Here is a 15,096-nt window from a genome sequence, read left to right as displayed (position 1 = left end):
TGAATTCATGGCGCAACTCCTTTACGCACGGCAAACCCGCTGCGGCTGATGCGGATTAACCCGCGTGGCCGCCAGATCATCATCACCACCATCAGCACACCGAACAACAGCACGCGGTATTCGGCAAAACTGCGCAGCAGCTCCGGCGCGACGGTCAGCACAAAGGCCGCCAGCACCACGCCGATGGTCGAGCCCATACCGCCCAGCACCACAATGGCGAGGATCAGCGCCGATTCAAAAAAGGTAAAAGAGGTCGGATTCACGAAACCCTGATAGGTGGCGAAAAACACACCCGCGATACCGGCCGTCGACGCGCCGAGCGTAAAGGCCGAAAGCTTGACCAGCACATGGTTCAGCCCCATCGCGCGGCAGGCGATTTCATCTTCACGCAGCGCTTCCCACGCACGGCCAATCGGCATACGGGTCAGGCGGTGCTTGATAAACAGCACCAGCAATACCACCAGAACCAGCACCGCATAGATGAAAATAAACTTCATGTTGGGGTTGTAGGTCAGATGGAAAAACTCATGGAAAGGCACGCCGCCCTCTTTCGCCCGCCTTCCGAATTCCAACCCGAAAAACGTCGGCGCAGGCGCAGAAACGCCGTTCGGCCCGCCGGTGAAAGACAGCCAGTTGGTGAGCACCAGACGGATGATTTCGCCAAAGCCCAGCGTGACGATCGCCAGATAATCGCCGTGCATGCGCAGCACAGGAAACCCCAGCAATGCGCCTGCCAGTGCAGCCATCACCGCCGCCAGCGGCAGCATTGACCAGAACCCAAGGCCGAGATACTGATACCCGAGTGCCAGCCCGTACGCGCCGATGGCGTAAAACGCCACATACCCTAAATCCAGCAGCCCGGCCAGACCGACCACGATGTTCAGCCCGAGGCCGAGCAGCACGTAAATCAGCCCTAAAATCGCCACGGTCAGAATGTATTTGGTGGCAACGAACGGGAAGCATATCGCCAGCGCGATTAACAGGGGCAACACCCAGCGCAGGCTGCTTTTGTGATCCGCAGGCCGGACGTAAACACCCGCGCTGTCACGTTCAAAACGCGCGCGCATGGTCTGCCCGGCAGCCGTTTCCAGAAAGGCACTGAGCAGAAAGCGACCGGCCATTACCGCAGCGATAATCCACACCAGCCGCTGGCTGTGAAAGTTGAAACTGTACCCGTCGAGCACCACGCCCACTACCGGCCCGAAGATGATCAGGGCGACCAGCCCGGCAAAAATGGCATCCAGCAGGCAGCGTTTGAGCGAGAAGCCGTGATCCGCAACAGCAGTTTGTGACGTCATATTTTCCCTCACACTTTAGTCACTACCGGGCGACCCAGCAGGCCCTGCGGGCGGAAAATGAGGATCACCACCAGCAATCCAAAAGAGAAAACATCTTTGTAATCGGAATTGACCATGCCGGAGAACTGCGCTTCGGCAATGCCTAAAATCAGCCCGCCGAGCATCGCACCCGGCAAGGAACCGATCCCGCCCAGCACCGCGGCGGTAAAGGCTTTGATACCGATGATAAATCCGGCGTAGAAATCAAAGGTGCCGTAATTCATGGTGACCAGCACGCCCGCCAGCCCGGCCATCGCCGCACCAATCATAAAGACCATCGAGATGATCCGGTCCGTGTTGATGCCCAGAATCGAGGCCATTTTTCTGTCCTGCTGCACCGCGCGACACATACGCCCGAGCCGGGTGTGACTGATAATCCATGACAACACCAGCATGCCGACAAATGCGGCCACCAGAATGAACAGTTTGGTGTAGGTCATCTGGACAAAACTGTCGCCGATATGAAAACGCAGCGCGCCATCAAACATCGTCGGAATACCCTGCTGGCGCGGCCCCTGACTGATTTGTGCGTAGTTTTGCAAAATCAGTGACATGCCGATGGCGGAAATCAGCGGTGCCAGACGCGTGGAATTACGCAACGGTTTATAGGCGATGCGCTCAATTGCCCAGCCGTAAACGCCGGTGACCACAATGGTAAAGACCAGCGTGCCGAGGATCAGCAGCGGAAAAGAGTGCACCCCGAAGAAGGAAAGCAGCGCCAGCGCGATGGCGCAGAGGTAGGCAGAAATCATATACACTTCGCCGTGAGCAAAGTTAATCATGCCGATGATGCCGTAAACCATGGTGTAGCCGATGGCGATCAGCCCGTAGACGGCACCCAGCGTAATGCCATTGAACAGCTGTTGCAGGAAGAATGAATCCATAAATACGCAGTCTCTTTTTTTGACCGCGCCCCGATAAGGGCGCGGTCTGACACAGTTCAGAACGGGCACATCAAGATGATTTATTCCTTCACTTCCTGATACTTTCCTTTGTCATCCCATTTATAAACCACGTAATCAGAGACTTTCAGGTCGCCTTTACTGTCCCAGGATTTTTTGCCCATGACGGTATCGACGCTGTTGGCTTTCAGCCATGCGCTGGCTTTGGCGGAATCGCTGCCGCCGGTGGCTTTGAAGGCGGCGGCAATCGCCTGTACGGAGGCGTAGGAGTAGAGGGTGTAGCCTTCCGGCTCGAATTTGTTGGCGCGGAATTTATCGATAACTGTTTTCCCTTCGGCGATCAGACGCGGGTCTTTGCCGAAAGTCATCAGGATGCCGTTGGTGTATTGCGGACCGCCAGCGGCAGTGACCATCTCTTCGTTGACGATACAGTCGCCGGAGAAGAAGGTGGCCTGAACGCCCTGCTCACGCATCTGGCGCACCAGCGGACCGGCTTCAGGATGGCAGCCGCCGAAGAACACCACATCCGGTTTTTGCGCACTGATTTTAGTCACCAGTGCGTTGAAGTCTTTTTCGCCGCGCGATAAGCCTTCATACATCACTTCTTTCACGCCGCGTTTGTTGAGCGCCGCTTTGGTGGCATCCGCCAGACCCTGACCGTAGGTGTCTTTGTCATGAATAATGACCACTTTTTTGGCTTTCAGTTTGTCGATGATGTAATCGCTTGCCACCAGCCCCTGCTGATCGTCGCGCCCGCACATGCGGAACATATCGCTCATGCCGCGTTCGGTGATTTGCGGATTCGTGGATCCGGGCGTAATGGCGATGATCCCGGCGTCGTTATACACCTCGGAGGCAGGCATGGTGGAAGAGGAACAGAAATGCCCGACCACGGCCTGCACTTTATCCTGATCGACTAAACGGTTGGCGACGGCGACCGCCTGTTTCGGTTCGCAGGCGTCATCGCCCTGCACCAGTTTGATTTTTTCGCCGTTGATCCCGCCTGCGGCATTAATGTCTTCTGCCGCCTGCGTTGCGCCGTGCCAGTATTGATCGCCATAGGTGGCGTTCGGGCCGGTGAACGGGCCTGCGACACCAATCACAATATCTGCCTGCGCGGAAAATGCCGTCATCAGACAACCTGCCAGTAAAAGAGAGAGTGGATTTCTTATAAATTTCATCGACATCATCATGTTCCTTAGAAGCCTGTTTGAGCAAAATGGTTTAGTAAAAACGCCTGAGCGTAGTCGTAAATCCTGTAGCAAAAACACGAACAAAAGCACTGAAATGGAGTGGTTGAAATTTCCTGGGGACGACGGCGGGGTTTCCTTACGGTTTTGCCAAAGGTGAAAACCTTAAGCAAAATTGCTGCCAGTGTTGCAATGTGTGACTGAACAGCAGGTCATTGTGAGTATAGAGCGCGTGGCGGCCAGCCCTGAGGCAAGTTGCAGAAACAACGGTCTGATCACACCGCACCGTGCTGGTGCTGAAAACAGGCGAAAAAGGGCCACCCCGCCCTCGCGTGCACCACGATGAAACGCAGAGAACCTCGCCCGGCGGCTCCCGCTCTTACGCTTGCTGACATTTTTATTCTTTGCATGTTCATGGCGGTTGTTTTGTAATGCGGGCAGATAATTGCAAAGGGAAACAACTGAACAATGAAGAAATTATCCTGCCTGACGGCTGTGGTTTTGGCCCTGACACTCTCCGGATGCGCCGGTGATTACGTGATCAACACCAAGGCCGGTGATCAGTTTTTCGCCCACGGCGAACCGGATCGCGACCGTGATACCGGCATGACCAGCTACACCGACATGAACGGCGATTATCATCTGATGAACACCAATGATATTGCCGGGATTGTGAAGAAGTAGCGGCAGCAAATCTGCAGGCAACATAAGGATCACGATGTTCCGTAAAATTCAGCTAATGACATTCCCTTCCGTGGTCATTTCGGTATTTTTTCTGACAGGCTGTCCACCTGCTGCGGAGTACACCCAGTGGCAACGCCCTTCAACCACCGAAGAGGCTGTGAAATCGGCCATGACTGAATGTGGTGATCCGGTTGGCCTTTCAATGAATACCCTGCCCGAAAACGAACAGGCGTTGCAATTCCTGTGCATGCAACACAGGGGTTTTACCCGTAAAGACGGGTTTGATTTTTGTCAGGTCATGGCCGATCTTCCGGCTTGCGTCGAAAAAAAACAGGGGCATCCGCTTAGCCAGTCCCGGCTCGAAGCGCTGCCCTATCATGCCGATGAAGGGTTCTACCCGATAAATCCGGAATCCGGCAGGTACGAAGACATGCAGGTCACCTGGCGTAAAGTGGGCGCGCCAAGGGGGTTCTCAACGCAGGTTCCTAATAACCGGGAAGCGTTGCCGGTCATGTACGCCTGCGGCTATCCCAAACCCCTCGGGTCGAATCTGAATGTCGCCAGCATCGGACGTACCGCCAAAGCGCAACGCTGCATGATTGATCACGGCTTTGAGCCAAAGGACAAACTGATGCTGGTATGCCGGGCTTACCCGCAGGTGACGGGCTGCAAAGCGTAGAGATATCGCCGGCTCATGCTGTTGAGTTGATATGCCACGTGCCTCTGTTTCAGGAAGGTTTCTCCCTCAGAAGCCTGTCTGCTTTTGGCACTCAGAAACGGCGGGAGCCTCTGCGGGGAACCCGGAAGCACTGTTCAAAAAAACGCCCGCAACCGTTAAGGCCGCGGGCAGTTAAGATGTCAAAAAAAGCTATCCGGTGAAACGACTTGCCGCCTGGTGGCCTCGTTAAACCCTTATCGTTTAAGGGTTACCGGTTGGCGTCAGGCACGATCTTGCTTTCAGTAATCTCATGCTTTTCGGGCCGTATCTTGAACCAGATGGCATACATCGCAGGCAGGAACACCAGCGTGATAATGGTGCCGCCAAACGTTCCGCCAATCAGGGTGTAAGCCAGCGTTCCCCAGAATACCGAGTGCGTCAGCGGGATAAACGCCAGAATGGCCGCCATCGCCGTCAGCAACACCGGTCGCGCGCGCTGCACCGTCGCCTCCACCACCGCATGGAAGGGTGCCAGCCCCTCCTGTTCGTTGTGATGGATCTGCCCTATCAGGATCAGGGTGTTACGCATCAGGATGCCCGACAGCGCAATCAGTCCTACCAGCGCATTGATGCCAAACGGCTGGTTAAAGAGCAACAGCGTGGGCACCACGCCAATCAGCCCCAGCGGCGCGGTGAGGAATACCATCACCATCGCCGACATTGACCGCACCTGCAGGATAATAATCAACAGCGTCATGGCAATCATGATTGGGAACAGCGGTGCCATCGCCTGAGTGGCTTTCCCGGATTCCTCAATCGCACCCGCCTGTTCTATGCGGTATCCGGCCGGCAACGTCTCGATGACCGGCTGCAAGGCTTTGATAATTGCCGCGGAGACATCCGGCGGTTGCAGATTTTCGGCGATATCACCCCTGACGGTAATGGTCGGGGTGCGGTCGCGACGGCGCAGAACAGGATCTTCCATTTGCACCTTAACCTCCCCAATCTGAGACAGCGGAATGCGCTGGCCGGAAGAACCCACCAGGGTAAAGCCCGCTATTTTTGCCGGATCGAGACGGATGTCCCCCGCCGCACGCCCCATGACCTGCACCGAACGAATATCTTCACGCACTGCGGTGACAGGAACACCTGAAAGCAGGAACTGAAGCTGCTTCGCCACCGCATTCGATGTCAGCCCCACCGCCTGAAGACGGTCCTGATTGAGCGTGAAGTGCAGCGCCGGTACCCGCGGCCCCCAGTCGGTATTGACGGTCCGCATCATCGGGCTGGCCTGCATCACTTTTTCGACCTTGTCTGCAATTTCGCGCAGCGTGGCGGGATCCGGCCCCATGACCCGGTAGGCCACCGGATAAGGAGAATACGGACCAAACACCAGCTGGGTCACGCGCACGCGCGCCTCAGGTGCCAGACCGCTGGCAACCGCTTCACGCAGCCTGAACTTGAGCGTCTCGCGCGCTTCCTGGCTGTCCGTCAGCACGACAATTTTCGCAAACGACGGATCGGGCAGCTCAGGCGCCATGGCAAGGTAAAAACGCGGCGACCCTTGCCCGATATAGGCGGTGACGATTTTTGCCTCTTTCTGCTTTCTCAGCCAGGCTTCGATTTTCGCCGTGGTGGCGCTTGTCTGCTCAATCGCGGTGCCGTAAGGCATCTGCACTTCAACCAGCACCTCCGGGCGATCGGAGGTCGGGAAAAACTGTTTTTTCACCAGCCCCATGCCGAGTATCGCGACCGTAAAGAGCGCAATCACAGTACCGGCGACTATCCACTTGCGGGCGATAACGCGGGTCAGTAACCGGCGAAAGCGGTTGTAATGGCGGGTGTTGTAAATCGCCGCATGTCCGCCCTCCACCGTTTTGATTTTCGGCAGCATTTTCACACCCAGATACGGCGTAAACACCACCGCCACAATCCAGGAAGCAATCAGGGCGATACCGACAATCCAGAACATGTTGCTGGTGTATTCGCCGGCGGTGGACTGCGCAAACCCGTTGGGCATGAAGCCGACGGCGGTGACCAGCGTGCCCGCCAGCATCGGCGCCGCCGTGTGGCTCCAGGCATAGGCCGAGGCTTTGATGCGGTCGTAGCCCTCCTCCATTTTCACCACCATCATTTCGATGGCGATGATGGCATCATCCACCAGCAACCCGAGCGCCAGGATCAGTGAGCCCAGAGTAATGCGGTCAAAGTTTTTGCCGGAAGCTTCCATCACCACAAAGACGATCGCCAGCGTCAGTGGCACCGCCGCGGCCACCACCACGCCCACGCGCCAGCCCATACTGACGAAGCACACCACCATCACCACCAGCAGCGCGACAAAGAATTTGATCATGAACTCGTCAACGGCGGAGCTGATGTTGACTGACTGATCCGTGACTTTGGTCAGCGTCATGCCCAGCGGCATACCCTCATTGATGCTGGCCGTTTCCGCATCCAGCGCTTTACCCAGATCCAGGCCGTTCCAGCCGTCCCGCATCACGATGCCCAGCAGCAGCGCCGGTTCACCCTGATTGCGGATCATAAAGGTCGCCGGATCTTCATAGCCCCGCTCAACGGTTGCCACGTCAGAAAGCTGCAGGGTTCTGCCCTGAACGACAACGGGCGTTTTGCGGATTTTCTCCAGCTTATCGAAAGCGCCATCAAGGCGGATAAACACCTGCGGCCCCTGGGTATCAATAGAACCGGCGGGCGTCAGGACGTTCTGGCTGTTAAGGGCGGAGAAAATATCCTGAGGCGAAATGCCCAGCGTGGCCAGCCGGTCATGCGAGAACGAGACAAAAATACGTTCAGCCTGTTCGCCGATAATATTGACCTTTTTTACCCCCGGCACATGCAAAAGACGCTGACGCAATGATTCCGCATCGCGCACCAGCAGTCGCTGTGGCTCCCCTTTTGCCTTCAGCGCAAAGAGCGCGAAGGTCACGTCGGAGAATTCATCATTGACCATCGGCCCGATGACGCCTGTCGGCAGATTTTTGGCCTCATCCCCCAGCTTCTTCCGAGCCTGATAAAATTCTTCCTGCACCTGTGAAGGCGGCGTGCGGTCCTGCAGCGAAAGCATGGTAAAAGCCAGGCCGGGACGCGTATACGTCTCACTGCGGTCATACCACTTCAGCTCCTGCATCCGCTTTTCCAGCGGTTCAGCCACCTGATCCTGCATCTCCTGCGCGGTGGCGCCCGGCCAGGCAGAAATAATCGTCATCTGTTTGACGGTAAACGGCGGGTCTTCAGCCCGCCCCAGTTCGAAAAATGAAAGGATACCGGCCACGGTGATCAGGATAATCAGGAACAGTGTGATTGAGCGCTCACGCACGGCGAGCGCTGAAAGATTGAATCTCCCCCCGCTCATGGCTGGCTCCCGGCGACGCTGGCATCGCGCTGTTCAGCCATGCGTACGGCCTCACCTTCATGCAGCAGATGCGCGCCCAGAGCGACTACCTGTTCACCCGGCGTTAAGCTCCCGGTGACCCTCGCCGCATCTTCACCCAATCCCAGCACCTGCACGGGCCGCCATGACACCCTGGCCGGTTTACCCGAAATCTCCCACACACCCGGCCCTTTGCCCGGATCATAAAGTGCAGCTAAAGGCACCTGCATCACCTGCGCCGGTGATTTCTCGTCTGCAATATGAAGCGTCACGGTGGATCCCAGCGGGGCATTGGCCAGCGCCCCCTCAAGCACATATCTCGCCTCAAAGGTGCGGGTTAGCGGATCCGCCGCATCTGAAAGGAGGCGCAGTTTTGCAGGAACTGACTGTTGAGCGGTGCCGTACAACGTTGCCTGCGCGTCGCTTCCGGCAGCCGGACGTAACGTCTCAGGTAACTGTACGGTGGCCTCCCGCTGCCCCGCTCTTGCCAGCCGGACGACCGGCTGACCGGCACTGACAACCTGACCGGGTTCAGCCAGCGTATCCATCACCACACCGTCGGCGTCGGCCAGCAGCACGGCGTAGCCCGTCGCGTTTTGCGCCACGTTGGCCTGTGCCTGAGCCGCGCTGAGGTCAGCTTTGGCCGTGTCGGCGGCGGCCTTTATCTGATCGTAGGCCGATGCCGACACGGCGCCTGACGCGATCAGCCCGCGGTAACGCGCCTCTTCAACTGTCGTTTGTTTTGCCCGCGCCCTTGCCGCCGCAACGGCCTGTTGCTGCGCCTGCGCCTGCAGGCCCAGGTCAACCGGATCCAGCCGCATCAATGGCTGACCACGTTTAACCGTCTGGCCGGTATCGACCAGGCGCTCAAGGATTTTGCCCTGCACTCTGAAACCGAGGTCGCTTTGGACCCGGGCGACGACAACGCCGGTAAATGCGCGGGAGGTATCCACAGCACTCACCACGGTCGCAGACCTGACCAGAGGTGGCTGTGTGCGGGGATCGTCAGTACCGGAAGTGTCGCCGCAGGCCACAAGGGCAAGCGGCAACAGGCAGACAGCAAAGGTGGCAGGATTAAGCCTGAGCATGGGTTCCCTTAAATCAGTTAACAGGAGAGTAACCGCATTCTCAGACTAGTGACCAATAATGTCAATGGTCACAAACTCAGGGTGACAGACTTCTCAGTATCAGGGAGGACAGAAGAGTCGCGGCAGCCGGTGCCGTGTCCAGATTGTGCTGCAACTGAATCGGGCTGATATAGGGGCGCATCACCAGATACAGGGCATGTGCGGCCTCGTCCAGCGGCGTTTTTCGTTCAAATTCTCCCGACTGCCGCCCTTCAACAATGATGTGCTCAACCAGGAGTCGCAACCGCTTTTCATACGCCTCCGCCGAAGGCCACTTATCCCGCGCAGCGACGGCAGCAATGTCATAAAGCTTGCGATCGTGAAAAAACAAATCACTGCCGGCTTCAGTCAGGGCGCGGAATAAACGCCGTAATTTCTCGGAGGCCGACGGGGCATCTGCAATCGCAGAATTGACAATTTCCATGATCATCGCCAGCCGGTTAGCGCAGATCACCTCGCCGATCGCCTGCTTGGAATCGAAAAATTTATAGATATAAGATTTTGAAAATCCTATTGATTTAGCCAGTTCCGACACCGTGGTTTTCTCATAACCAAAATGCCCGAAATGCTCTGTCGCAGCGTCCACAATCTGATCGCGGACGCTGTGATCCGATGGCCCTCTTGGAGGGTGTACATTGATATTTTTAGTCATTTTTCCAGCTTAACTTAATGAACCTTAATTGACAACGAGTGACCATTTGGTAATTAAGTCACGGTCCTAATGTGTCTGCTAAAAATCAGCCAGATGAAAAGAGCACAGAGCGCAATGACCGCCAAAATCATATAGGCGAAGCTCCATGACGAATGGCTTACGATGGCACCCGCCAGCGCCGGACTGAATGAAGCGCCCAGCCCCTGGAGTAACATCACGAGTCCAAGCGCTGCGTTGATATGCCCTGAGCCATTAAATAACGAAGCAATAAGTCCGGGTACGGCCACGCCCAAAATACCCGCACCCACACCGTCTAACGCCTGAACGGGAAATATAACGAATTCATTGCTCCAGAAAGACGCAATCGCGGCGCGAAAGGGTAATACGATCAGCGCAATGCCGATAAGTCTGGCGTAGCCATATTTTGAGGCATATCTGGCCGTCAGCAATGCAACGGGGATCATCACCGCCTGAGAAATCGCGACCGTAAGGGCCGCATAGGTACCCGGCGTGAACAGAGAACCCGAGGGAGAGGAAGCGACCTTCATGCTTAACATCGGCAGTTGTGCAGCATTCGCCAGGTGGAAGAGGAGCAGAGTCACTCCGGTTACCGCCAGTTCAGGTCGCTTTAGCAACGCCAGAACCGAGACAGAAACAGCCGGACCTTGGTGTTTTTCAACCCCTCTCGCCACATCATGGTCTATATCGTTTTTATTGATCGCTAATGTGCACACCACGGCGCATACAGCCATCGTGGTCATCAGTAAAAATACGGAACCTGTTCCCCAGATCCAGCATGTTATGGCCGCCAACACAGCAACCGCCATATTACCGCTATGGTTGAAGGCTTCATTTCGGCCCATCTGCACCAAAAAGCCTTTCTGACCGGTGATGCCTAAGGTTATGCCGGCAATGGCGGGGGCAACGATAGCGGCCGCGATACCGGTAATGATTTGCGATAAAATCACCACGGTGGACGTCGGGAAATACCACAGGGCCAGCGCGCTAAACGTAATGAGCAGTGATGAAGTGATAATTAACAGACGTTTGTAACGTGTGGCATCGACGATCATCCCTGAGGGGAACGTGGCTAACAATCCGGCCAGCCCTCCCACCGTCATCACCAGACCAATTTCTTCTGCGCGCCAATGATGGGACACCAGAAAGACACCTAAAAACGGCCCGAGTCCATCGCGGACATCAGCGATAAAAAAGTTGAGCAAACAGAGTACTTGCAGCGAACGTAATCTCATCAACAATAGTCCCGGAAAGTTTGATCATCACAAAAATACCCAGGCACTGTGCCTGAGTAAATTTGCCTGGCTTATGCATGTTAAGTACCTGAACCTTGCTGCTGGTACTCGTGAACCAGGCTCAAAAATAGTGCCCATCTGCCGCCCCGTCAACGTCATTGAACCCCTGGGGCTGCGCGAGGAACGCCATCTGTATTTCGTGTTGAAAGAGGGATTATAGAAATGGCGCGAGGATAACGGTAAGCCTGGATTTAAACCCTGGTGGCCATACGCTCAGAGTTTTAGCTCACAGCAGGCAGCAAATAGTGAAGTGGTTTCCTTTCATAAATTTCCATGATGCCCAATGAGCATCATATCTGGCACGAAGGTCTTTCATCAGACAGACCCTCGTGCCAAAGCCGTTAACTTTTCTATCAAGCATTACGCCGAATATTAAGCGCCTCCTTCAACCAGCACAAAATTTAGGGTTAATTCAGGGAGGGTATTCCGCACTCCTGCCCCATATCCAACGTGGAACATTGGTTGAAATCCTTCCCAATCTGCGGCCCATGCCGCTAAATGCATCTTTCGTTGTCGCGCACAGGCGCAATCTTTCGCAAAGAGTCAGGGCTTTTATGAAGTGGACTGAAGAAGTGTTGAAACCTTATTTTGACTAATGTCTGAGTGAATGAGAAAACGAAGGGGGTTAAAGCCTGCTTATTTATTTGGTGCCTGTTAATTGAAACATCGTGGCATTTGCCATGTCCGCTTCTGGCGCGGAGCGGACTGACTCACTGAGTAGAAGGTCCGATCAGCGCTGCAGAGTCTTTTGACCTTGCCGGTTCGGCGTTAAATGTATTGAGAGAGTCGCGCGTATACATCTCATTAGACATGAATCGGCGACCAGGAGGGGTCAGGGGTTGCAGCGTCAGTCTCGGCGTCCGCAGAAGCCATTTGATCATAAACTCCCCCTGCACGCTGGCCGCAACGATATCTCCGTGCTGTGGCCTGGCGCTGCACATCAGCGATAAATCGCTGTGTCACATAAAAAAAACGGCAGGGTGACATCTCATCCCTGTCGTCGAATGTAATAGCTTGATTTTTAGGCGATTATAGAGAGTTTACTTGTGATGTAAATCACATTTTTATCTAATGCAAAACTCTTCGATTACTCTATTCCTGTGTATTTTACGACTGACAGTGACAGGCTGCGAAAGGGCGGAAATTACCTTAATGTCAGGAGGATATCTGAACAGGGTTAAGATACAGACCTTTCATTGCCGGCCAACTCAATTCTGTTTCGTCCGTTTTCCTTTGCCCGGTAGAGCGCCATGTCGGTTTTTTTCATTAACGACTGCTGGCTTTCCCCAACTTTCCGGAAAGCAACCCCGATACTGACGGAGATACCCTGACCATCATCCAGTCTGATGTTCCGGGCATTCCTGCAGATGGATTCTGCATAGCGAATCACCTCATACCGGGAAAGCCCCTCGCCGATTACCGCAAATTCCTCTCCACCGATACGGAAAACTTTCAGTGCAGGCCCACTGATACCCGCCAGCTGTCCGCCGAATCTGGACAAAACACCATCACCGGCATCATGCCCCCACCGGTCATTGATGTGCTTGAAAAAATCAATATCGATGATCATCATTGACAGCTGTGTACTGGTCGTGCTGCTGAGGGTTTCCACAAAATAACGCCGATTCGGAAGCCGGGTGAGTTCATCATGCAGGGCGCTGGTCTGCGCCACGGAAAAACGTGAATTCATCCGCATGATGATGCAATAGACGCTAATAACGGTGAGAAGCATTCCGGACAGCTTTAACAAATCTTCGCAGAAGTAGCCCACCCATCGCGGTTGACTGACTATTTCATCCATCACATCGAATGCACCTGCAGCGATCCAGAGTATGAGGCCGTTAATTGCTCCGCTCAGGGGACGTCCGTCAACGAAAACACAGGCAACATTCCCCAAGGTAAAAATCAGGAGCAGCAGGAAGAAGAGATCAATATATAACCCCGGACTGGACATGATTTCACGGAAGGTGCCCAGTGGGGAACCTGCGCTGATGGCCACAATGGCAGCAGTAGTGAGTGCCATGCAAACCCGGAGGATAACCGCCACCCTGAAGCGAACGGATGAAGACTGCAGCATATTGAATTTCCGTAGTGGTGGATGATGTTTAAAACCAGGACCCATGGAGACGGTGTTTTCGTGTGTCAGTTTGACGCACCACACCGCACAGGCTCGCTGCGATCGGGGCAGTTGTCAGGTAAAACAGGTAACTCAAAAGTAGCTCTGTCAGATAAAGGCGTAAACTCATGATTACCGAAATATTGTCACACCCGGACGACCTCTTAAGTTATCAGAATGGGTAACAAAGGAAGTCGGTTCCCTCCGCCCTCTCGCCGGGTTTTAACCCGCAGCACAAAGCCGACCATCACTCCCTCTAAATTAATGAGCTCACCTAATAAACCCTAGAGAATTACCCACTATAATCAAATTAATCACTCTGCGTTATGCTTTTCCGACACAACAGCTGAAGGATAACCTCATACAAACGGTACCATTTTACAATGGTATCGACATGCCCCTGCTGGACTTTGGTGTTTTTCAGATGACGGATGCCGCCGTATGCAGCGCGCCGTTATTGATGCCATCAATACGGGTTATCGCCTGATTGATACCGCCGCCTGCTGCCTGAACGAAACCCAGGTCGGCAACGCGCTGTGAGTTCAACGAGTCGATGCAACGCTAACTGAACTAACGGGCCGCAAAGAGCGAAAAGCGGACCTTGTTTATGGAATGTATGGTGTTGAGGGGGGGACCTCAAACAAACAACTTCTCAGCAATTAAGCCTTCATAACCAGAAAGCTTAATTGCCAGAGAATGCGCGAAGAGTTTCAGTTCAGAAAAGGAGGATTCTCTTCAGAGAACCAGCCGGGAACGTACTCGCTCCAGCTGAACTTCCACAAACCCTCTTCTTTGCGAAGCTCAATTCGATAATGAGCACCGTACATCCACTCACCATTCTTATTTTTTATCTGTCCTGGTATTAAGCGCCCCGTCCACATTTCAGCTGTTGTACCGTCTGTTCTGAGGGTGATTTTTAGTGGGACACCATAATGCTGCATCCAGGGCCAGTGACGACGAAACTCTTTAAGCGATCCTACAATACTGTGCAGACCTTTTAATGGTCCCAGTGGAGGGAATTGTCCGCAAGCATCTAAGGTGTAACAGGTCCGGAACTGGCTAAAATCATTCTGGTCGATCCCCCACGAATAACGTGAATAGGACTCCTCAATTTGCTCTTCTTCAGTCGCCTTTATCTGGTTCTGCGCAATGCAATGCCAAGGGGAATCCAGCTCACTGACCAGAACAGGTGGCGCATCTCCCGGACGCCACCCCTGTTGCCCAGGAGGCAGACGCCAGTTAACCAGATAATCAGTATCACCTTCCGCCCAGCCGATGTTTATAAGCACTTCGGTCAGCTTCCAGCCATCAGACTCTGCTTTCAGCGTCAGTCGCAACACTGCGCCAAACAGGGCAACGGGATTATATTTTGCGCCTGGTGCTACCTCACCATACAGATAGGCGCTTACCATGGCGGTCCCTTCTCCGTCCGCAGCCGCGTAAAAATTAGAGGTCACCAGATTTAGATGCTTTTCAGAGGATGTATCTTCACGTAACGCTGTGATTAATGCTGATTTACCATGAAGTATGCCTTTGTGGCTGCTTCTGAGTTTGACCGTTTCAGCCACAGAGCAATCCGTATCGGCCCAGTGGCCGGATTCCCAGCTTTTGCGAAGTGTTTCCATAAAACTGAGTGCATCTGAGCGGCTAAGGGGGGTAATCATTGAATATCTCCTGTCTGTACAGCGCCTGTTTTCGATATTTCTCTGTCTGATGTGGGCATTTTTAA

The 15,096-nt window shown here is 54.4% G+C and carries 11 protein-coding genes and 2 pseudogenes; 4 read left to right on the top strand and 9 right to left on the bottom strand.

Annotation, left to right across the window (positions count from 1 at the left end; all coding sequences use genetic code 11):
* Positions 1–5: 5 nt before the first annotated feature.
* From livM to J1779_RS07300, 3 genes are all read right to left on the bottom strand, one after another.
* Positions 6–1,298: a high-affinity branched-chain amino acid ABC transporter permease LivM gene (gene livM / locus J1779_RS07310; RefSeq protein ID WP_056780931.1), complete on the bottom strand. Its 1,293-nt coding sequence runs from the start codon at positions 1,296–1,298 to the stop codon at positions 6–8.
* Between the two features lie 8 nt (positions 1,299–1,306).
* Positions 1,307–2,221 carry an ABC transporter permease subunit gene (locus tag J1779_RS07305; RefSeq protein ID WP_217203320.1) on the bottom strand — a complete coding sequence of 305 codons (915 nt, stop codon included), beginning with the start codon at positions 2,219–2,221 and terminating at the stop codon, positions 1,307–1,309.
* An 80-nt stretch (positions 2,222–2,301) separates the two neighbouring features.
* A complete protein-coding gene (locus tag J1779_RS07300) occupies positions 2,302–3,426 on the bottom strand; it encodes a branched-chain amino acid ABC transporter substrate-binding protein (RefSeq protein ID WP_122095549.1) in 1,125 nt (374 codons plus the stop codon).
* 471 nt (positions 3,427–3,897) lie between these two features.
* On the opposite strand from J1779_RS07300, the gene J1779_RS07295 reads away from it, so the two are divergent.
* On the top strand, positions 3,898–4,113 hold the full coding sequence (locus J1779_RS07295) for a YgdI/YgdR family lipoprotein (RefSeq protein WP_056780940.1): 216 nt from the start codon (positions 3,898–3,900) through the stop codon (positions 4,111–4,113).
* A 34-nt stretch (positions 4,114–4,147) separates the two neighbouring features.
* The gene (locus J1779_RS07290; RefSeq protein WP_217203318.1) at positions 4,148–4,792 is read left to right on the top strand and encodes a hypothetical protein; all 645 of its coding nucleotides are present in this window, start codon (positions 4,148–4,150) and stop codon (positions 4,790–4,792) included.
* A gap of 247 nt (positions 4,793–5,039) precedes the next feature.
* On the opposite strand, the gene J1779_RS07285 is transcribed toward J1779_RS07290, so the two are convergent.
* From J1779_RS07285 to J1779_RS07270, 4 genes are all read right to left on the bottom strand, one after another.
* Complete coding sequence (locus J1779_RS07285; protein ID WP_217203317.1) at positions 5,040–8,141, bottom strand: efflux RND transporter permease subunit; 3,102 nt, start codon at positions 8,139–8,141, stop codon at positions 5,040–5,042.
* Positions 8,138–9,247 (bottom strand): efflux RND transporter periplasmic adaptor subunit, encoded by a 1,110-nt coding sequence (locus J1779_RS07280; RefSeq protein ID WP_136376537.1) that lies wholly within the window; start codon positions 9,245–9,247, stop codon positions 8,138–8,140. The genes J1779_RS07285 and J1779_RS07280 overlap by 4 nt, the downstream gene beginning before the upstream one ends.
* 76 nt (positions 9,248–9,323) lie before the next feature.
* Positions 9,324–9,938, bottom strand: a complete 615-nt coding sequence (locus J1779_RS07275) for a TetR/AcrR family transcriptional regulator (RefSeq protein ID WP_056780951.1) — start codon at positions 9,936–9,938, stop codon at positions 9,324–9,326.
* Between the two features lie 53 nt (positions 9,939–9,991).
* Complete coding sequence (locus tag J1779_RS07270) at positions 9,992–11,191, bottom strand: MFS transporter (protein WP_217203315.1); 1,200 nt, start codon at positions 11,189–11,191, stop codon at positions 9,992–9,994.
* A gap of 461 nt (positions 11,192–11,652) precedes the next feature.
* On the opposite strand from J1779_RS07270, the pseudogene J1779_RS25520 reads away from it, so the two are divergent.
* Positions 11,653–11,847, top strand: a pseudogene (locus J1779_RS25520) (LysR family transcriptional regulator); the annotation flags it as partial.
* Between the two features lie 581 nt (positions 11,848–12,428).
* On the opposite strand, the gene J1779_RS07265 reads toward J1779_RS25520, so the two are convergent.
* The gene (locus tag J1779_RS07265; RefSeq protein WP_183846641.1) at positions 12,429–13,274 is read right to left on the bottom strand and encodes a GGDEF domain-containing protein; all 846 of its coding nucleotides are present in this window, start codon (positions 13,272–13,274) and stop codon (positions 12,429–12,431) included.
* 454 nt (positions 13,275–13,728) lie between these two features.
* On the opposite strand from J1779_RS07265, the pseudogene J1779_RS07260 reads away from it, so the two are divergent.
* A pseudogene (locus J1779_RS07260) lies at positions 13,729–13,904 on the top strand (aldo/keto reductase); the annotation flags it as partial.
* Positions 13,905–14,077: 173 nt separating this feature from the next.
* Here J1779_RS07260 and J1779_RS07255 read toward each other — a convergent pair.
* Positions 14,078–15,031 (bottom strand): nuclear transport factor 2 family protein, encoded by a 954-nt coding sequence (locus J1779_RS07255; protein ID WP_053143969.1) that lies wholly within the window; start codon positions 15,029–15,031, stop codon positions 14,078–14,080.
* Positions 15,032–15,096 lie beyond the last annotated feature (65 nt).

The sequence above is a fragment of the Rahnella rivi genome, from assembly GCF_019049655.1.
GTDB lineage: Bacteria > Pseudomonadota > Gammaproteobacteria > Enterobacterales > Enterobacteriaceae > Rahnella > Rahnella rivi.
Note: the sequence above shows the minus strand (reverse complement) of the source record. Positions and strands in the feature narration are given on the sequence as shown.